This window comes from Frigidibacter albus (assembly GCF_009908165.1).
Lineage (GTDB): Bacteria > Pseudomonadota > Alphaproteobacteria > Rhodobacterales > Rhodobacteraceae > Frigidibacter > Frigidibacter albus.
This window is the reverse complement of record NZ_JAAAUC010000004.1, coordinates 12,795-32,229: the sequence shown is the minus strand read 5'-3', so window position 1 is coordinate 32,229 and position 19,435 is coordinate 12,795. Positions and strand designations below refer to the sequence as shown.

Here is a 19,435-nt window from a genome sequence, read left to right as displayed (position 1 = left end):
GGACGGTGGTCGGCCGGAAGCGCAGTGTCAGGGTGACCGCCGGTTACCTGAAATGCGGCTGGTCGGCCAGGATCACATCGGCCGCCTTTTCCGCCGCCATGATCACCGGGGCGTTGGTATTGCCCGAAGCCAGGGTCGAAAAGATCGAGGCATCCACCCCCCGAAGCCCCGTCAGCCCACGCGCCCGCAGCCGGCGGTCCACGACATCTTGCGCCGGGTCCGGGCCCGATCTTGCAGGTAGCCGACCGGGTGGAACACCGTCCCGGCACGGGCGCGGCAATCGGCCAGCAAATCCGCGTCGTCCTGCACTGCAAACCCCGGCAGCAGGTCCGCCTCGACGATCCGCGCCAGCGAGGGGGCACCGGCAAGGCGGCGCAGGACCTTCACCCCGACTGGCTTGCCAGATCGCGCTATCAGGTCAGCGGCCTGGAGCACGCCGGGACGTGGAGAGGGCGTGCAGAGCCTGGGCTGGTCGACCTTCGCCAGGTGGGGTGCTCAGCTTCCGCTGCCAGGATCCCGCGGCGCCGGCGGGGCGAGAGGAGCTGACGGCGAACCGGTCACCGCCTCGGTCGGTCTGCGTCCTACCCCGTCCACCGCGCCAAGCTTCCGGATGCACAAGGCAAAATCGGGGTAGGTGCTCGCCAAAAGCCGCTGAACCAGGAGTATCAGGTGCTTCCTGTCCTCCCATCACCCGGTATCCCGACGCACGCAGACACGCTTGCAAATGCAAGATCGAAAAAATCGTATCAACTTCAAAAGCTTGTGGAAGCTGGCTCCGGCGGTGGCGGCCGGAGCGTAAACGTCCCGCAATGTGACAGTCTTGCGTGACAGATGTAGGAGAGGGTGTGACCGGGGCAAGCGGTTTGGGTAGGCCGGGCTTTGCCCCGTTGAGCGACTGCATCGGTCGATGCGCTTTGCCGGCCTCAGGGCGAGCGGGATATCCGGCGGCATGTCAGTCCAGGTATTCGCAACCCGACTCCCTCAACGCCTGGTCGACCCAGGCGCGGTCCAGGGTACCGGCTTCGGTCGCAGCCATCTGTTTTTGCTCCGCGGTGTTCTTCGCCCGCGTTGCCGTCAGCACCTGTTCGGCCCGATCCGTCGGCACCGACAGCACGCCGTCGAAATCCCCCAGCACCAGATCGCCCGGTGCCACAAGCGCCGCACCGAGACGGATCGGGAAACCGATCTCGCCGGGGCCGGTCCGGTAGGGCCCGCGATGGGTGATGCCTTGCGCATAGACAGGCAGGTTGCGCGCGAGGAAGGCTTCGGCGTCCCGGATGGCCCCGCCAAGCACGAAGCCCGCGACACCGCGCCGGATCGCATGGGCCAGCATCAACTCGCCCATCAGCGAATTGGTCAGATCACCGCCCGCATCCACGACGATCACGTCGCCCGGCTCGGCCATGTCGATGGCCTTGTGCAACATCAGGTTGTCGCCGGGGCGGGTTCGCACCGTCAGCGCCGGTCCTGCCAGCACGCCGGTGCGATGCATCGGGCGGAAGTCCGGCCCGAAGCCGGGCAGGCGCTGCATCGCATCGCTGACATTCGCAACGGGCAGTTCGCGGAAGGCCCCGACCATCCTTGCGTCAATCCGGGTCCAACTTTGCTTGATCCTGAAGCCGTAGGCCATGATGTCCTTTCCCGGCCGGTCAGGCCGACAGTTCCGATGCGAGGGCGAGGCTGCGCGGGTCCGGCGGATTGCCGTCGAGCACGCTGATGATGTGGCGCGCGGCGATCTCTGCCATCGAGCGCGCCGAGCCGGTGGTAACGCCGCCGACATGCGGCGTCGCGGTGAGGGTGGGGAGAGGCCAGAGGGGATTGTCCGCGGCGGGTGGCTCTTGCGCAAAGCTGTCGAGACCCGCAGCGGCAATTCGGCCTTCTGCCAACGCCAAGGCCAGCGCCGCCTCGTCGATCAGCCCGCCGCGGGCGGTATTGACGATCACCGCGGTGGCTTTCATCAGCGCCAGCCGCCGCGCGTCGATCAGATTTCGCGTCGCCGCGGTCAACGGGCAATGCAGGCTGAGAATGTCGAGAGCGGGCAACATGGCGTCGATCTCGGCCACGGCAAAGCCGTCGGCCTGGATGGCGTCGGCGGCATAGGGGTCATGCACCACGACCTCCATGCCCAGGGCCTGTGCCATCCGCGCCGTCTCGCGCCCGATCCCGCCATAGCCGATCAGGCCCATGGTCGCTCCTTTGAAGTCCTTGCCGATGAAGGTCGGCTTGGGCCAGCCCCCGGCCTTCACGGCGGCGTTCAACGGCTGGATTTCCTTCACCAGCATCAGAGCCAGCGCGATGGCGTGTTCGGCGACTGCGCGCGAGTTCGATCCTAGCGAGCGCAGCACCGGGATGCCCCGCGCCGTTGCCGCGGCGATGTCGATGTTGTCGACCCCGACGCCGTGCTTGACGATCACCCGCAGCTTTGGCGAAGCCCCGATCACCTGATCGTCGATCCTGCCCTGCCGGACCATCAGCGCGTCGATCTGCAGGTCTGCGGCGCGGGCGGCGACGACATCGGACGGATCGTAGGGCGGGGAAAAGAACACGTCGATGTCATGCGCGTTCAGCAGTTGTATGGCGCTTTCGGCGATCTGGGTATGGCTGACCAGCACACGGCGGCTGCGACCGGAGCCGTTGGGGGAAGAAATGTCCATGAGCGTCCTATGTCTGACGGGCGAACCGGGCGACAAGTCGTTCCGCCCGTGTGACGATGGGGGCGTCGACGAAGACGCCCTCCAACATGAAGGCACCGCGGCCTGCGGCGGTTTCCTCGCTCGCGGCAGCCAGGACCTTGCGCGCCCAGATCATCTCGGCCTCGGTGGGCGCGAAGGCTTCATTCAGCACCGGAACGACGCTGGGATGGATGCAGCTTGCCCCGTCGAAGCCATGGTCGCGCGCCTCTTTCGCGGCCTCGCGGATCGCGCCCGTGTCCGTGAAATCGACTGTGCTGCGGAACAGGCCGAAGGACAGGACACCGGCCGCCTTGGCGGCGTAGTGGATCATCAGCTTTGGCAGGCGCAGCACCTCGGGCAAAGGTTTTGCGCCCATCGAGGTGGCAAGATCCTCGGCGCCCGACGAAAGCCCCAGCACGCGCGGGCCCTTGGCGATGGCGCGGGCCTCGAACAGGCCCTCGGCATCCTCGATCAGCGGCACGAAGTGCATCGGCGCGCGGCTGGTCTCGGCTTCGATCGGCGCGAGGTGCGCCGCAAGCTGTTCAAGGATCGCGGAGCCGCTCACCTTCGGCAGGTAGAGCCCGGAGGCGCCGGCCCGGCAGGCAGCTTCGGCATCGTCCAGCAGCCGGCCCGTCATGTTGACCCGGACAAAGACTTCGGCCCCGCCCTGTCCGACCTGCGGAACGCTCTGCGCCAGGTCATCGCGGGCGGCGGTCTTTGCAGCTTCCGGGACCGCATCCTCGAGATCGATGATGATCGCGTCGGCCCCGCGCGAGGCAGCCTTTTCCAGGAACCGGGGCGTGTTGCCGGGAACGTAGAGCAGCGAGCGGATCATGCGCCGCCCTCCAGATCCGCTTGCGACATGCCGATCTCGGCGAGGATTTCAGCGGAATGCTCGCCAAGCGACGGCGCGGGCAGCCGCCAGACGCCCGGTGTCTGCGAGAAGCGCGGGAAGATGTTGTGCATCGGCAGGCTTCCGTTGTCGGCATCCTCCACCTCGACGACGATCTCGCGCTCGGTGAAGTGGCGGTCTTCGGCAATGTCGGCAATGTCGTAGACCGGACCCACGGTGGCACCCTGCGCCCGCATCTCGGCCAGCGCCGTGTCGCGGTCGCGGGTCAGGAACCAGGCACCGACCGCCGCGTCGACAAGATCCCGGTGCTGCACCCGCGCCGCATTTGTGGCAAAGCGTGGATCGGTCTTCAACTCGGGCTGCCCGATGGTGTCGAAGATGCGCATCGCCACCACCTGAGTGGAACCCGAGAGCGCCGCGAACTTGCCATCGCTGCATTTGTAGACGTTGCGCGGGGATACGGTGTTGGAGGCAGAGCCAGCACGCTTCTTCACCTCTCCGGTCTGGCGATAGATCGCCGCCTCAGGCCCCAGCGAGGCGAAGATCGGCTCCAGCAGCGACAGGTCGATCACCTGCCCGGCCGCCATGCCGCGTTCGCGGGCGAAGAGCGCCATCATCGCGGCATTGGCACCGGTCAGCCCGGCAATCATGTCGGCCAGCGCCAGGGGCGGCAGCACCGGCTCGCGGTCGGGAAAGCCGGTGCGGGCGGCGAAACCGCTCATCGCCTCGACCAGCGTGCCAAAGCCCGGCAGTTCCGCATAGGGGCCGGTCTGGCCGAAGCCCGAGATCCGCACGGTGATGAGACGCGGGTTCAGGGCCAGCAGCACCTCGGGGCCGAGGCCCATCTCCTCCAGCGTGCCGGGGCGGAAATTCTCCACGAAGATGTCGGCGCCTTCCAGCAACCGGCGCAGCGCCTGCATCGCCTGCGGCTGACGCAGGTTGAGCACCAGGGACCGCTTGTTGCGCCCATAGGTCTTCCAGTGCAGCGACTGTCCGTTGTCGCGCCAGTCGCGCAGGGGGTCACCCTGCGGCGGCTCGACCTTCACCACGTCGGCGCCGAAGTCGGCCAGCTGCAGCGACAGCATGTTGCCGGCCACCAGACGCGACAGGTCGATCACCCGCACCCCTGCCAGTGGCCCCTGCGCCGCGGCGTCGAAGCGGATGGGATTGTCCTTCGTGCGCATCCTCAGTTCCCCACCGGCTTTTCGCTGAAAAGGGCGCAGGCATCGGCGGGGATGTGCAGCAACACTTCGGGGGCATCGATCTCGAAGGTGGTCTGGATTCGGAATTCGACCGGGCCGCTGCGGACCACATACTGCCAGACCGAGCCGAGGTAGACCTTCTGTTCCACTTTCGCCCGCAATGTGTTGGGGCCCTCCGCGGTTGCGACCGAGATCCGCTCTGGCCGCACGGCAACCACCAGGGAGCCATCTGCCGCGGCCCGTCCCGGTGCGGTTGTGAGCCGCGTGCCATCGCCCAGTTCGACCAGCGCATGGTCGGCGCCGCTCTCGATCATCCGAGCGCCCAGGAAGTTCGACGAGCCGATGAAGTCTGCGACGAAACTGTCGGCAGGCGTCTCGTAGATCTCGCGCGGCGAGCCGAGCTGCCGCATCCGCCCCATGCTCATCACCGCGATCCGGTCCGACACGGCAAGGGCTTCGGACTGGTCATGGGTCACGTAGACGGTGGTGACCTTCAGCCGCTCCTGCAGCTCGCGCAGCCAGACGCGGGCCCGCTCGCGCAGCTTGGCGTCGAGGTTGGAGAGCGGCTCGTCGAGCAGCAGCAGCGGCGGGCGGTAGACCAGCGCCCGCGCCAGCGCGACGCGCTGCTGCTGGCCGCCCGACAGCTCGAAGGGATATCGCTCGGCATAGGGCAGCATCTCGACCAGCCCGAGCGCCTCCTTGATCCGCTCGTCGCGCTCCGACTTGCCCATCTTGCGCAGGATAAGCGGGAAGGCGAGGTTGTCGGCCACCGTCTTGTGCGGCCACAGGGCGTAGCTTTGGAACACCAGCCCGATGTTTCGCCGCTCGGGCGGGACGGCTGCCTTGCTGTCACCGTTGAACAGGATGCGGTCGCCGACCCGGATGATGCCCGAGGTGGCATGGTTGAGGCCCGCGACGGCGAAGAGTGTCGTGGACTTGCCGCAGCCCGAGGGGCCAAGCAGTGTCAGGAACTCTCCCGACGGCACGTTGATGCTCAGGTTCTCGACGGCGGTGACCCCGCCGTATTTGATCGTGAGGTTCTCGATAATGAGATCAGCCATAGATCTTGGCTCCCAGCAGGCGGCGCGCCAGGAAGACGAACAGCGCCGTGATGATGACTTGAATGGTGGCAAGCGCCGAGACGGGGCCGTTGTCGCCCTGCGCCACAAGCTGCAGCATGGTGGTGCCGATGATTTCGGAGCCCGGCTGGTAGAGGAACGCCGCGGTGACGTATTCCTTGAAGAAGTGGATGAAAAGCAGCGCGTAGCAGGAGAACAGCGCGGGTTTCAGGATCGGCAGGATGATCCGTGTCACCGTCGTCCACCAGTCGGCACCCGATATCCGCGCGCCGCGGTCCAGCTCTTCGCCGATCTGCGCGAGTGCGGGGGCGATGGCGCCAAAGCCGACCGGGATGTAGCGCACCACGAACGCGAGGATCAGCACGAAGATCGTGCCGCGGATCGCATCCAGCCCCGGCATCCAGATCACCGCGTAGAAAAAGCCCAGGCCGGCGATGATGCCGGGCAGGGCGCGGGGGAAAAGCGCCACATATTCCAGCGGACGGCGGAAACGAAATTCGGACCGCCGGGCGATCAGCGCAATGACAACGATGAAGAAGGTGCCGATGGCGGCCCCGACCACCGAGACGACCACCGAGTTGACGATCGACCGGACATAGGTTTCAGAGCTGAGCACCAGTTCGAAATTGCCGGTGGTCAGCACTTTCCAGATCGGGATCAGCGGGGTCAGGAAGGTCACGACCGACCGCAGGAAGATGCCGCCGAAGATCGACAGGATGGTGAGCAGGACGAAGCCGAACACGAAGGCGAAGGCCGCCCATTTCCATGGCCCGAGGTCCAGCGTTGACGGACGGCTCGCCTTGCCCCGCACCGTGACGAAACGGCCTGCGCCCTGCATCAGCCTGCCCTGCAACCATACAAGCAGGGCCACGACGATCAGCAGCAGGATCGCCGCAGCGCCGACGATGCCGTATTCGGGGCGCACGGCGGCGTTGATGCCCTTGTCATAGAGGAATGTCGTCACCGTCTGGATGCCGCTTGGCCCCCCGAACAGCAGCGGAATGGCCAGCATTTCGATGCCGATCACGAAATTCAGCACCGCCGAGTAGATCATCGCCGGACGGATCATCGGAATGGTCACCGACCAGAGCGCGCGGAACGGGCCGGCGCCGGCGGAGCGGGCGGCATCCTCAAGCTGTGGATCGGCCTTGGTGACGGCTGCGAGGCACATGAGATACGTCAGCGGTGCCTGGCTCAACCCGGCGACGATCCCCATGCCGGTGACGGAATATAGGTTCCACGGCGCGCCGCCGAGATAGGTGCGCGACGCCAGCGTTATGAAGCCCGAGGGCCCATACATGGTGAACCAGCCGAAGGCGATGACGAGGTTGGACACGAACAGCGGCCAGATGAAGACCTCGCCCATCCAGCGCCGCCCCGGCAGGTTGGTGCGCCCGACGAGGACGGCCATCACCGCGCCGAAAACCTGCGCGACCGCCATGGTGAGCGCCCCGAAATACAGGGTGTTGAGGAAGATGCGGCCAACCCCCGGCTCGCTGAACAGGCGACCGAAGTTGCCGAGCGTGAAGCCGGCGTCGGCGTCGTAGAGTGGTTTGTCGAGAAAGGCCTGAATGAAGATCGGCAGGATCGGGCCGAAGACCAGCACGACGGTCAGCAGCGAGACACCCCAGAAGATCAGGCGCGATCGGTCAAAGGCCGGGCGTCCTGCACCGGCATCGGTTAGGTCGGTCATCGGGTTCTCCTTAGGAGTGGGCGGCCACGCCGGGCCGCCCTGTGCCGGTCAGGTTACTGACCGCCCATCGCGGCAGTCCACTGGTCCGCGAAGGCCTGCGCCTCGGTGATCAGGCGTTCGTCGAAGCCGGCGATCACCATGTTGTCGGCCCCGATCAGATCGGAGATGCCCTGGAAGGTGTAGCGCACCTGATCTTCCGGCACGTCCTCGCGGTAGGGGACCAGTCCGCCCTTGCCGACGAGGGTCTGGCCCTCGGTGCTCAGGGCATAGTCGAGGAACAGCTTGGCCGAGTTCGGGTTGGCCGCCCCGGCGGGAATGCCCATGCCGCGCAGCATGATGATGGTGCCGTCATCGGGGAAGGCGAAGCCGAGGATCTCGCCGCCAGGCTGTTCGAGCCGCGGGAAGATGGTGATGCCGGAGACGGCAATGCCCATGACATATTCACCGGTGGCGATCTTCTCGTTCATCGGGCCGCCCGAGGTCTCGCCGCGGATCATCGGGCCGATCGCGCGCAGATTGTCCCAGCCCTCATCGCCCTTCTCGTTCATGTAGTTCCACCAGGCGGCAAGCCCGAAGGAATTGCGGGCCGCGTCATAGGTGGTGATGCGCCCGTCAAAGGTGCCCGGATCGGACACTGCGGCGGCAACCAGCGAGGCAAACCCCGTGGGACGCTGGTCCTCCGACAGAAGCGCCGCGTTGTAGGTGATGACCAGCGGGTCGGAGGACATCACCGCCACGCCGGGGTAGGGCTGGCCAAATTCGGGAAGCTTGGCGAACTCAGGGCTCTCGTAGGGCTCCATCAGCCCCTCCTTGCCGTAGCTGGCCCAGCGATCGTTCGCGCCCGACACGAGGATGTCGGCGGTGCGCGCATTGGAGCCCTTCTCCGCCTCCCAGCGGGAATGCACGGTCCCCGACCCTAGGTCGACCGTCTCCACCGTGATCCAGGGAAACTGCGCCCGGAAGCCCTCGAGCAACGGCTGCCAGTTGTTGTCAGCCATGTTGGAATAGATCATCAGCCCGCCCTCGCTGCGCGAGGCTTCGACGATGTCGCCGTAGGAGTCGGGATAGTAGTCTGGCAGGTCTTGCGCATAAGCGCCGGTGCCGAGCAGGGCAAGCGTGGCAGCCGCGCCGAGCAGTTTCATATAAGGCGACATGTGACGTTTCCTCCCTCACATAGTTCTGGATGCGCGCCGGCCAATATCCTCCGAGACGGCGCGTGCAGTTTCGAGCACCGCTTGGGTGGCCCGGTCGGAGTGTTCGGCGATCCGCGCCTGCGGACCGGATATGTTGATCGCCGCAACGGCCCGCCCCTGCGCGTCAAGGATGGCCGCGGCAACGCCTGCGGCCCCTTCGACGACACCCTTGAGGTTGAGGCAGAAGCCGTCCCTGCGGGCTAGGCCTACGACCCTGCGGACCTCTGCCGCTTCGGCATCGCTCAACGCCGCGTCGAGGCAGTAGGCATTAAGCGCGCTCTCGCTTTCCGCCGCGAGCAGCACGATGCCGCTTGCGACGCGGTGCGCCGGGCGCGTGCGCGAGATGTCGCGGTCATAGCGGATCTCGCGCGCTGGCAGGATCTTGTTCAGATAGCGGATCTGGCCGCCTTCCAGCACGGCAACGAATCCGGACTCTTCGGTGGCGGCAACCGCCGCCTCCAGATGCGGAGTTGCCAGTGCGAGGATGGCACCCCAGGGCCTGCGCGATCCTGAGACATCGCCCGGCAGCCGGACGAGCACGTAGTTGCCGTTCTCAAGGCGCTGCACATAGCCGCGATCCACCAGCGAGCGGAGCATCATCAGCGCGCTAGATTTCGGAAGGTCCAGAGCCTTGGAGACATGCGCCAGCGCTGCCGGCGCGGGATGCGCGGCGAACCATTCAATCAGATCGAGGATCCGTTCCACCCCGCGTCCGCTCACAGCAACCTCCCCGTAGCCGTTCAGACTGTATCGTTCAGCATAGTGAACGCAGTTAGTATGTTGAATGATGACCAGCATCGCGCGGTGAGTCAAGCCGCCTGATGAATGCGCCTTGTGCCCATGTCGCGTGCACTGACTGCCAAACTTGCGGGCCGACCAATCGCCAGCAGCGATGAAGTTGATCCCGGTGGGGTTGATCCAGAGAGAGCGTCTCAAACACAAAAGCGCCGATCAACGTCGCAGAGAAAGCAATCTGCGACGTTTTTGCCCAAAATATAGGCGAAATTCCCTATAGGGCCCGGCGAGCGTCCCGGTAATCAATCCGCAAAAAGTATGTGTTTGATAAACACATATCCAATATGCATGATTTTCGCATGGAGACTCGTGATCTACAGATCTTTCTCGCGGTAGCGACAACCGGCAGCATCACCCGTGCCGCGGAGATGTGCGGCTGCTCGCAGCCGTCGGTGACCCGGACGGTGAAGGATCTGGAGGCGGAGCTTGGGTTCGACCTTCTCCACCGCGTCGGCCGCGGCGTGGTGCTGTCCGAGGCAGGTATCGCTTTCGAAGGTGAGGCCCGGCGGATGCTGAGCGCTTTCACGGAACTGGCAGAGCGCGCCAAGAGCATCGCCTTGGGAAAGGGGCGGACGCTGGAGATCGCAACAACCTCGGCGATCGGGACCGGGCTGATCCCGGCGGCGCTGGCGTCGATGGGCGCGGACAAGCTGCCGGAGGTGCATCTGGCGCATTTTCTGCCGACGACCGTTTCTCAGCAGGTTCGCAGCGGCCAGTCCGAGATCGGCTTTTCAAGCCTTCCGCTGGACGGGCCGGGGCTCGACCTGCTGAGGCTTTATTCGGCGTCAGACGTGGCGGCCCTTCACAAGGATGACCCGCTGGCAAAGCTGGACGTCGTGCCGCTGGAGGCGTTTTCGGGAAAGCGGCTGGTGACGATGCTCGACCCCATGCGCTTCATGCGCCAGGTGTCGCGCGCCATGGCGGAACGGGGGGTGAAGCCCGGCAGCGTGATGCGCACCAACGTGGCCTATGTAGCTTTGCACCTCGTGCAAGACACCGGGGCGGTGGCGATCATCGACCCTGTCACCAGCTTCACCGTGCCGATGCGCGACGTCGTGATCCGGCCTATCGACGTGTCGCTGCCGTTTCATTGGGGAGCCATCGCGCTGCGCGGCGCGCCGTTGCGGCCGCTCGCCACGGAGCTTGTCGAGGCCGTCGAGCGCATGGCGCTGCTCAAGATCCCCGGTCTGGAAATCCTCGACCCTGCCCGGGCGGGCGACATCATCACGCAATCCAGCGCCAGATCCGGCGCTGACAGGAACGGAACGACCCCATGACTGACCTGCCGCCGCCCGAAGGGCTCGACCGGCTCGAAGCGCGTCTAGCAATGGACATGACGCTTCTGGAACTGCCTGCGAAGCCTTGGGTTCCGGGCCGCGAAGGCGTGCGCGATGTCGTGGTGGTCGGGGCCGGGATGTGCGGTCTGGCCGCGACAGCAAAGCTGATCCTGACCGGGATCACCAATGTCGTGGCGCTGGACGCGGCCCCGGCGGGGCGCGAGGGGCCGTGGGTCACCTTCGCGCGGATGCAGACGCTGCGCTCTCCAAAGCAACTGGCCGGCCCAAGCCTTGGCCTGCCGGCACTGACCTTCCGCGCCTGGTTCACGGCGCAATGGGGCGAGGCGGCCTGGGACGCGCTCGACAAGATCCCCAAGGACATGTGGATGACCTACCTTGTCTGGTATCGCCGGGTGCTGGACTTGCCGGTGGCCAACAACACCCGCGTGACCGGGGTCGAGGCCGAGGGCGATCTCATTACCCTGACCGTGGAAGGCGCCAAACCCGCCCGTATCCTGACCCGGCATCTCGTGCTGGCCACCGGGCGCAGCGGCCTTGGCGGCTTTGCCGTTCCGGCGTTTTTGCAAGGCGTGGACCGGCGCTACTGGGCCCATTCCGCCGATGACATCGACTTCACCGTGCTGCGCGGCAAGCGCGTCGCGGTGATCGGGGCAGGGGCCTCGTCGATGGACAATGCCGCAACCGCGCTGGAGGCGGGCGCGGACAGCGTCGACATGCTGATCCGCCGCAAGCAGATGCCGCGCATCAACAAGATGACCGGAATTGGCTCGCAAGGGGTTGTGCATGGCATGCACCTGCTGCCCGACGCCTGGAAGTGGAAGTTCGTGAATTACACCGCCGCGACGCAGACGCCGCCGCCCCGATCCTCCACGCTCCGCGTATCGCGGCATGCCAATGCGCGCTTCTATCTTGATTGCGGCATCGTGTCGGTGCGCGAGGATGCGGGGGAGCTTCTGGTCCAGACCACACAGGGGCCGATGCGCTTCGACTTCATGATCGCCGCCACCGGCTTCACCAATGACTTCGGCGGGCGCCCCGAATTCGCAAACATCGCGCCCCACATCCGCGCCTGGTCCGATGGGCGTCAACCCGGCGACTGCCCCGACCAGCGCGGGATGAGCGAGGCGCCCGACCTGGGGCCGTCTTTCGAGTTCCGAGAGAAGCGTCCGGGGGCTTGCCCGATGCTGGCGCGCATCCACTGCTTCAACGATGCCGCCATGCTGACGCATGGCAAGGTGTCGGGAGACATCCCTGCGATCAGCGCCGGGGCCGACCGGCTGGTGCGGGGCATTGCCGCCAGCCTATTCGCTGCGGATGTCGAGACCCATTTCGCCAATCTGATCGCGTTCGATACGCCCGAGCTTCAGGGCGACGAATGGACCGACTCTACCCCTTTGCTGAAGGAACGGACCGCATGAGCGAAGAGCGCTATGTCACGCTGAACGGCTGCACCTTCCGCTACCGGATTGCGGGCGAGGAACACCCCGAGACGATCATCTTGCTGCATGGCGGTCGCGGGATCGGCGACCATCTTGGCGAATGGCGGGCCTATAGCGCGTTGTCCGATCGCTACCGGGTCATTGCCTACGATCAGCGCGGCTGCGGCCTGTCCTCGATCACCCACCCGATGAGCTTTCGGCAATATGCCGAGGACGTGGAGGCCTTCCGCCGCCATTTCTGCGGCGAGGAGGGCAAGTTCATCCTTCAGGGCGGCTCTTTTGGCGGCATGATCGCGCTGACCTATGCCGTGCTCTATCCCCAGCACCTGTCGCGCCTGATGGTGCGCGGAACGGCACCCAGCCATCACCACGAGGCAGAGGCCATAGCGATCTTCAAGAGCCGGATCGACAGGGTGCCTTCGGCATCGCCGGCGATGATCGACAAGCTGTTCTCGGAAAACATCATCGACGACACTGAGTTGCGGCTGATCTGGTTGGCCTTGCAGCCGCTCTATTACGAGGCCTTCGACCCGGACGCCGCGCTGGAGCGGACCCGGACGATGCATCTGCATGCCGAGACCCATAACGCCATGTTCCGCGAGAAGGAGCATGACCTGCGCGAGGCGCTGCGCGCGGTCGGCGTGCCGACACTGGTATTCTGCGGCGAGAAGGACTGGATCTGCCCGCCCTCGCAATCACGATTGATTGCCGAGCTGATGCCGCAGGCCGAGCTTTGGGAGGTGCCGGGGGCCAACCACTCTTGCCACATCGAGAAGAACGCCGAAGTGTTGGCGCATATGCGCGCCTTCCTGCAACGGACGGCTTCGTGATGGCGGGCTATCTCGTCCGGCGCTTGCTTGAATCTGCCCTTGCCGTGTGGGGCGTGGTGACCATCGTGTTCTTCGTCACCCGGGTGCTGGGCGATCCGGCAGCGCTGTTGCTGCCGATCGGGGCCAGCGCCGAGCAGATCGAGGCCCTGCGCGACAACCTTGGCCTGAACCAGCCGCTATTCGTGCAGTATCTCCAGTTCCTCGGGCAGGTGGTGCAGGGAGATTTCGGCACGTCTTTCCAGCATGGCCGTCCCGCGCTGGAGGTGGTGATGGAGCGGATGCCGGCAACCGCGCTGCTGGCGGGCAGTGCCATGGTGCTTGGTATCCTGATCGGCGCGGTGGCCGGGGCGATTGCCGCCCTGAAGCGCGGCAGCCTTGCCGAGCTGGTGGTGATGGCGATCGCGTTGCTGGGGCAGGCGACGCCGGTATTCTGGCTCGGGATCATGCTGATCCTCTATTTCGGGGTGAACCTCGGCTGGCTGCCGACTGGCGGCTACGGCACCTTTGCACATCTGGTGCTGCCGGCGATCACGCTTGCGGTGTTCGTCTCGGCCTCCATCGCACGGCTGCTGCGCTCGTCGATGCTGGACATCCTGCGCGAGGATTATATCCGCACCGCCCGCGCCAAGGGCCTGATGCCCCATACCGTCTTCGTCTGGCACATCGCGCGGAACGCGCTGATCCCCGTGACGACCATGACCGCGATCCTTGCGGGTGAATTGCTGGGCGGTTCGGTGGTGACCGAGACGGTGTTCAGCTGGCCCGGCGTCGGGCGGCTGATCTTGCAGGCGATCCAGGCCAAGGATTTCCCGGTGATCCAGGCGGGCGTCTTCGTGGTGGCCTCGCTCTTCGTGCTCATCAACTTTGTGGTCGACCTGCTTTACGGCGTGCTCGACCCACGCATTCGCGCAGAACGCTGAGGGGCCCCGATGAGACAGTTCTTTTCCGAACTTTCGCGCAGCAAGGCCGGTCTGGCCGGGTTCATCTTGCTGGTGCTGTTCGTCGCGCTGGCGGTGCTTGCGCCGTGGCTGGGGCTGGAGGATCCGACCCGCGGCAGCCTGCGCGCCCGGATGACCGCGCCGACTTGGGACGGGTTCTGGCCCGGCGCCCACCCGCTTGGCACCGACGAGGTGGGGCGGGATATCCTGTCGCGGATCGTCCATGGCAGCCGCACCACGCTGGCCGTCGCCGGGGCCGCCGTGGTTGCTGGCGGGATCGTAGGCACCTTCCTTGGCATCCTCGCGGGCTATGCCGGCGGATTGACTGACCGGATCCTGATGCGGCTGGTGGACATCCAGCTTGCCATCCCTTTGATGATGCTGGCGCTGCTGGTGGTCGCGGCGCTTGGTCCGTCGATCCAGAACGTGATCATGGTGCTCGCCCTGACCTCATGGATCCGCTACGCCCGGATCATCCGCGGCCAGGTGCTGTCGCTGCGCGAGCGCGAGTTCGTCCAGTCCGCCCGGGCCATCGGCGCCTCGGGCTGGCGGATCATGCTGCGCCATATCCTGCCGAACGTGATGACGCCGGCGCTGGTGGTGGCCACGCTGGAACTGGCGCGGATCATCGTCATGGATGCCGCGCTGTCCTTCCTCGGCCTTGGCGTGCAGCCCCCCAATCCCAGCTGGGGCCGGATGCTGGCCGATGGCCGCGTCTACATCTCGACTGCCTGGTGGAGCGTTACCTTCCCCGGCCTTGCCATCATGCTGACCGTGCTGGGGGTGAACCTCTTCGGCGACTGGTTGCGTGACTATTTCGATCCCAAAACCCGGAGCGCCCGATGACCCAGACCCGCCCCCGCATTGCAAGGCTGAAGGCCGCCATGGCCGCCGAAGGCATCGACGCGCTCATCTGCTTCAAGCCCGAGCACACGTTCTACCTGTCGGGCTTCAACCCGATCATCTACTCGCATCCGGTCATCGTGATCCTGCCGCTGGAAGGCGATCCGGTGCTGATGGTCCATGCGCTGCGCGACGATCATGGCCGGTCGGAAAGCTGGGTGACCGACATCCGGCTTTACGGGGCCTGGTCGACCAAGGTGACGATGGGCCCGAACTGGCAAGAGGCGCTGGCCTCGGTGCTGGACGAGAAGGGCGTGCGGCAGGGCACCATCGGGCTGGAGGAAGACGCGATGCCGCTGGCCCGTTACCGGGTGATGCAGGGCATCTTGCCGGGCGCCCGGCTGGTCGATTCCAGCGAGATCTTCGACCGTTGCCGACTGATCAAGGACCCTGACGAGATTGCCAACGCCCGCATCGCCGCCACCCTTGCCGATCACGGCATGGACGCCGCCGTCGAGGCGGTGGCCCAGGGCTGCAATGAGCGCGAGATTTCCACTCTGTCGATGGCGGCGATGAACCGCTACTGGACCGAACATCTGCCCGATGTGGAGGTGGCGGATTTCGGCACACTGGAAGGCGGCGCCCAGAACGGGCTCTGGACCTGGACGCTTGCAGGCGACCGGATGTTCCGCAACTGCGACAACTCCAGCCTGCGCCAGCCGAAGCGTGGCGAGACAGTGGCGATCTTCATCTGGGCGGTGGCTAACGGCATCCATGCCGAGAACGAGCGCACGGTGGCCTATGGCCCGATCCCGGCGGCGAACCGGCGGGCGCTCGACACGATCCTGAAGATCCGCGAGGACATCGCGCCGCTGATGCGCCCCGGCACACCGCTGGCCGAGCTGTTCAACGTGACCAAGCGCGGTCTGGAGGCGGCGGGCTATGCCGCCAACATTCCGGGCCGCATCGGCCACACCATCGGCATCGGCGCGCATGAACATACCTCGCTCGACGCCAAATCGACTGTGGTCCTGCAGCCCGGCATGATGTTCACACTGGAGCCGAACCTGAGGGTTCCGGCGGAGAATGTGGCGACGCAAATCTCGGACACGATCCTGATCACCGACACGGGGCACGAATTCCTCACCCGCTCGCGCGGCGGCTATCTGGAGGTGTGAGCTGATGGCCCCGCCGCTGCTTGAGATCCGCAACCTGACCGTGGCGTTCGACACGCCCGCGGGCCGGGTCCATGCGGTGAACGACCTGTCCTACACGTTGAACGAAGGCGAGACGCTTGGCGTGGTCGGCGAAAGCGGGTCGGGCAAGAGCGTGCATGTGCTGGCGATGCTGGGACTGCTTCCCAGCCCGCCGGCGAAGATCTTGTCGGGAGAAGTTCTGTTCCAGGGGCGCGATCTGCTGAAACTGCCGGAGGCCCAGTTGCGCGAACTGCGCGGGGGGCAAATCGGCATGGTGTTTCAGGACCCGATGTCGAGCCTCAACCCGGTGCTGACCGTCGGCCGGCAGCTGCGCGAGGTGATCGAGCGGCACAGCGACCTGCGCGGGGCCAAGGCCGAGGCGCGGGCGACGGAACTGCTAGATCTGGTGGGCATCCCCAACCCGGGCGCGCGGCTGAAGCAGTATCCGCACGAATTCTCCGGCGGCATGCGGCAGCGGGTGATGATCGCCATTGGCCTGTCCTGCAACCCCAAGCTGCTGATCGCCGACGAGGCGACGACCGCACTCGACGTGACCGTGCAGGCGCAGATCCTCGATCTGGTGCGCGACCTGAAGGACCGGCTGGGCACGACCGTTATCTGGATCACCCATGACATGGGCGTGGTGGCCGAACTCGCCGACACGATTCAGGTGATGTATGGCGGGCGCATCATGGAGCGTGGCCCCGTCCGCGCCGTGTTCCGCCAACCGCATTCGGCCTACACTTGGGGCCTGCTGCGGTCCTTGCCCGACGAAGGGGCGCGCGCGCAGCGGCGGCTCTATCAGATCCCCGGCGCGCCGCCCGACATGGCGAACCCTCCGGCGGGGGACCCATTCGCGCCGCGCAACCCCTATGCTACCGACCGCTGCCGCACCGAGGTGCCGCCGCTGCGCCCTGCAAGCCCCGTGCCCGGCCACATGGTTGCCGCTTGGTATGACCTGCCCGCTCGTCTTGCCGCGGAGGCCGCCCATGGCTGAACCCCTGCTGGAGGTGCGCAACCTCATCCGAACCTATGGTGGCAACCGCAGCCTGCTGGGCGGGGCGCGCCCGGTGTTGCATGCGGTGAACGACATCTCCTTCCATGTGGCGGCGGGCGAAACGCTCGGCCTTGTCGGCGAAAGCGGTTCGGGCAAAAGCACCGCCGGCCGTGTGACGCTGCAACTGGAACCTGCAGATGGCGGCTCTGTCCGCTTTGCCGGGCAGGAGATCACCGGCCTCTCGCCCCGGCAGCTGAAGCCCGTGCGGCGCCAGATGCAGATGATCTTCCAGGATCCCTACGCGGCGCTGAACCCGCGGATGCGCGTTGGCAGCTTCGTGGCAGAGCCGCTGGTGGTGCATGGCGAGGACGCCCACAAGGACAGGATCGCCGACCTGTTCCGCATCGTCGGCCTCGACCCCGCCTTCATGACCCGCTATCCGCACGAGTTTTCGGGTGGGCAGCGCCAGCGGATCTGCATTGCCCGCGCCATTGCCTTGAAGCCTTCGTTCATCGTGGCGGATGAACCGATCACGGCGCTGGATGTGTCGATCCAGGCGCAGATCGTGAACCTGTTCCAGGATCTGCAGGATCAACTGGGGTTGGCCTATCTGTTCATCGCCCATGACCTGTCGATGGTGCGCTATCTGTGCCAGCGCGTCGCCGTCATGCTGCGCGGCCGGATCGTCGAGACCGCGTCGGTCGAGCAGATCTTCTCGAACCCCCAGCATCCCTACACCCGCTCGCTGCTCGACGCGATCCCGGTGCCCGATCCTGACCGGCCGCGCCGCAAGCGGCTGGCCTTCGACGTCGCCTCGAACATTCCACCGCGCGAGGCCGTGATGGCCGAAATCGCGCCCGGCCATTTTGTCCTTCAGCCCTGATCCAAGGAGAATTCCATGAAACACCGGACCCTAAGTGCTTCTGTCTTCGCCACGCTGCTCGGAGCTACGCCCGTCCTCGCTCAGGACGTGGTGCTGGCGCTGACCAATGCAGTCAACACCCTCGATCCGCATCAAAGCGCCTCGGTCGGGCTGGATCTGTCGGTGCTGAGCCATGTCTACCCGTCGCTGATCCTGCGCGGCCCCGACATGGCCCTGCACCCCTCGCTTGCGACCGAATGGGAGGCGGTGGATGACACCACTTGGCGCTTCAAGCTGGTCGAGGGCGCGAAATTCGTGAATGGCGAGCCGATCGATGCCGAAACCGTCGCCTGGAACATTGCCCGCGTCACCAATGCCGAGGCGCCGACCCGCATCTCTTCGTGGTTCACGCCCGTGACCGGCGTCAACGTGATTTCGCCCACCGAGTTCGAAATCACCACCGCGACGCCGTATCCGGCGCTGCCGGCGCAACTGTCGATGTTCATGCTGCTGCCGCCGAAATGGGCCGAGACGCATGATCCCGCGTCCGAGACCATGTCGGGCGGTGCCTATGTGGTGGATAACGTGAGCCCAGGTGACAGCGTCACGCTGTCCGCCAACCCGGAGTATTGGGGAGAGGCTCCGCCCTTCGAGCAGGTGACGTTCCGCACCATCCCCGAGACGGCCTCGGCCATCGCGGCCCTGCTGGCGGGCGAGGTCGATTTCATCAACAAGATCCCGCCGTCGGAACTGGCGCGGATCAATGACAGTGGCGCCGCCACTGGCGGATCGGTGTCCTCGACGCGTTCGGTCTTCATCAAGTTCAATACCGAAAAGGCCCCGCTGGACAACAAGCTGTTCCGCCAGGCGCTGAATTACGCCGTCGACAAGGAAGCCATCGCCGAGGTGCTGTTCGGTGGCGAGGCGGAGCTCTCGACCTGTCAGGTGATGACACCCGCCTACTTTGGCTACAACCCCGACCTCAAGCCCTATGCCTATGACCCCGAGAAGGCCAAGGAGCTGCTGGCCGAAAGCGGTGTTGATCTGACCCAGACGCTGGAGTTCGAGGTGCCGACCGCGACCTATCTTCAGGGCGAAGAAGTGGCGCAGGCCGTGGCGCAGATGTTCGACGAGGTGGGGGTGAAGACCGAGTTCCGGATGATGGAATTTGGCGCCTATCTTGAGAAGTATCGCAAGGCGCACGATCTGGGCCAGCTGTCGCTGCTGGGTCAGGCCTGGCCGACCATCGACGCCGATGGCCTGCTGACCATGTTCAAGCCGGGCGACCAGTATTCCTACTGGAACGACGCGGCTTTCGACGAGCAGCTGGTGGCAGGCAACGCGACGACCGATCCCGAAGAGCGCGAGGCGGCCTATGCCGAAGCCGCGCGGATCATGTGTGACGAAGCGCCGGTGGTCTTCATGTATGCCCAACCCGCGACCTATGGCGTGTCGAAGAACATCAGCTACACGCCGCGCGGCGATGATTGGGTGCGGGCCTTCGACATGGCCCCAGTGAACTGACAAAGCGGCGCGGCCCGTTGG

General features: G+C 65.8%; 19 protein-coding genes. 9 read left to right on the top strand and 10 right to left on the bottom strand.

Annotation, left to right across the window (positions count from 1 at the left end):
- Positions 1–43: 43 nt before the first annotated feature.
- From GVY41_RS20315 to GVY41_RS07095, 10 genes are all read right to left on the bottom strand, one after another.
- A complete protein-coding gene (locus GVY41_RS20315) occupies positions 44–202 on the bottom strand; it encodes a GMC oxidoreductase (RefSeq protein WP_229725975.1) in 159 nt (52 codons plus the stop codon).
- Positions 172–387: a hypothetical protein gene (locus GVY41_RS20310; protein WP_229725974.1), complete on the bottom strand. Its 216-nt coding sequence runs from the start codon at positions 385–387 to the stop codon at positions 172–174. Before GVY41_RS20310 ends, GVY41_RS20315 begins: the two co-directional genes overlap by 31 nt.
- 565 nt (positions 388–952) lie before the next feature.
- Positions 953–1,630 carry an RraA family protein gene (locus tag GVY41_RS07130; RefSeq protein WP_161345469.1) on the bottom strand — a complete coding sequence of 226 codons (678 nt, stop codon included), beginning with the start codon at positions 1,628–1,630 and terminating at the stop codon, positions 953–955.
- A gap of 19 nt (positions 1,631–1,649) precedes the next feature.
- Positions 1,650–2,654, bottom strand: coding sequence for a hydroxyacid dehydrogenase (locus GVY41_RS07125; RefSeq protein WP_161345471.1), 1,005 nt, complete (start codon positions 2,652–2,654; stop codon positions 1,650–1,652).
- Between the two features lie 7 nt (positions 2,655–2,661).
- Entirely contained in the window at positions 2,662–3,507 is an 846-nt protein-coding gene (locus GVY41_RS07120) for an HpcH/HpaI aldolase/citrate lyase family protein (protein WP_161345473.1), read from the bottom strand.
- A complete protein-coding gene (locus GVY41_RS07115) occupies positions 3,504–4,709 on the bottom strand; it encodes a CaiB/BaiF CoA transferase family protein (protein WP_161345476.1) in 1,206 nt (401 codons plus the stop codon). Before GVY41_RS07115 ends, GVY41_RS07120 begins: the two co-directional genes overlap by 4 nt.
- A 2-nt stretch (positions 4,710–4,711) precedes the next feature.
- Positions 4,712–5,788, bottom strand: coding sequence for an ABC transporter ATP-binding protein (locus GVY41_RS07110; RefSeq protein ID WP_161345478.1), 1,077 nt, complete (start codon positions 5,786–5,788; stop codon positions 4,712–4,714).
- A complete protein-coding gene (locus tag GVY41_RS07105) occupies positions 5,781–7,499 on the bottom strand; it encodes an ABC transporter permease (protein WP_161345480.1) in 1,719 nt (572 codons plus the stop codon). Before GVY41_RS07105 ends, GVY41_RS07110 begins: the two co-directional genes overlap by 8 nt.
- A 53-nt stretch (positions 7,500–7,552) precedes the next feature.
- Complete coding sequence (locus GVY41_RS07100) at positions 7,553–8,653, bottom strand: ABC transporter substrate-binding protein (protein ID WP_229725973.1); 1,101 nt, start codon at positions 8,651–8,653, stop codon at positions 7,553–7,555.
- Positions 8,654–8,668: 15 nt separating this feature from the next.
- Positions 8,669–9,490, bottom strand: coding sequence for an IclR family transcriptional regulator (locus tag GVY41_RS07095; RefSeq protein WP_170301145.1), 822 nt, complete (start codon positions 9,488–9,490; stop codon positions 8,669–8,671).
- A 296-nt stretch (positions 9,491–9,786) separates the two neighbouring features.
- Between GVY41_RS07095 and GVY41_RS07090 the strand changes: the two genes are divergently transcribed.
- The 9 genes from GVY41_RS07090 to GVY41_RS07050 are packed head-to-tail and all read left to right on the top strand — an operon-like array spanning position 9,787 to position 19,414.
- On the top strand, positions 9,787–10,764 hold the full coding sequence (locus GVY41_RS07090; protein ID WP_161345482.1) for a LysR family transcriptional regulator: 978 nt from the start codon (positions 9,787–9,789) through the stop codon (positions 10,762–10,764).
- Positions 10,761–12,203, top strand: a complete 1,443-nt coding sequence (locus GVY41_RS07085) for an NAD(P)-binding domain-containing protein (RefSeq protein ID WP_161345484.1) — start codon at positions 10,761–10,763, stop codon at positions 12,201–12,203. Before GVY41_RS07090 ends, GVY41_RS07085 begins: the two co-directional genes overlap by 4 nt.
- On the top strand, positions 12,200–13,054 hold the full coding sequence (locus GVY41_RS07080) for an alpha/beta fold hydrolase (protein WP_161345486.1): 855 nt from the start codon (positions 12,200–12,202) through the stop codon (positions 13,052–13,054). Before GVY41_RS07085 ends, GVY41_RS07080 begins: the two co-directional genes overlap by 4 nt.
- Positions 13,054–13,974 carry an ABC transporter permease gene (locus GVY41_RS07075; protein WP_161345488.1) on the top strand — a complete coding sequence of 307 codons (921 nt, stop codon included), beginning with the start codon at positions 13,054–13,056 and terminating at the stop codon, positions 13,972–13,974. The genes GVY41_RS07080 and GVY41_RS07075 overlap by 1 nt, the downstream gene beginning before the upstream one ends.
- A 9-nt stretch (positions 13,975–13,983) precedes the next feature.
- A complete protein-coding gene (locus tag GVY41_RS07070; protein WP_161345490.1) occupies positions 13,984–14,838 on the top strand; it encodes an ABC transporter permease in 855 nt (284 codons plus the stop codon).
- The gene (locus GVY41_RS07065) at positions 14,835–16,013 is read left to right on the top strand and encodes a M24 family metallopeptidase (RefSeq protein WP_161345492.1); all 1,179 of its coding nucleotides are present in this window, start codon (positions 14,835–14,837) and stop codon (positions 16,011–16,013) included. The genes GVY41_RS07070 and GVY41_RS07065 overlap by 4 nt, the downstream gene beginning before the upstream one ends.
- Positions 16,014–16,017: 4 nt before the next feature.
- A complete protein-coding gene (locus tag GVY41_RS07060; RefSeq protein WP_161345494.1) occupies positions 16,018–17,028 on the top strand; it encodes an ABC transporter ATP-binding protein in 1,011 nt (336 codons plus the stop codon).
- Positions 17,021–17,911: an ABC transporter ATP-binding protein gene (locus GVY41_RS07055; protein ID WP_161345496.1), complete on the top strand. Its 891-nt coding sequence runs from the start codon at positions 17,021–17,023 to the stop codon at positions 17,909–17,911. The genes GVY41_RS07060 and GVY41_RS07055 overlap by 8 nt, the downstream gene beginning before the upstream one ends.
- 15 nt (positions 17,912–17,926) lie before the next feature.
- The gene (locus GVY41_RS07050) at positions 17,927–19,414 is read left to right on the top strand and encodes an ABC transporter substrate-binding protein (RefSeq protein WP_161345498.1); all 1,488 of its coding nucleotides are present in this window, start codon (positions 17,927–17,929) and stop codon (positions 19,412–19,414) included.
- Positions 19,415–19,435 lie beyond the last annotated feature (21 nt).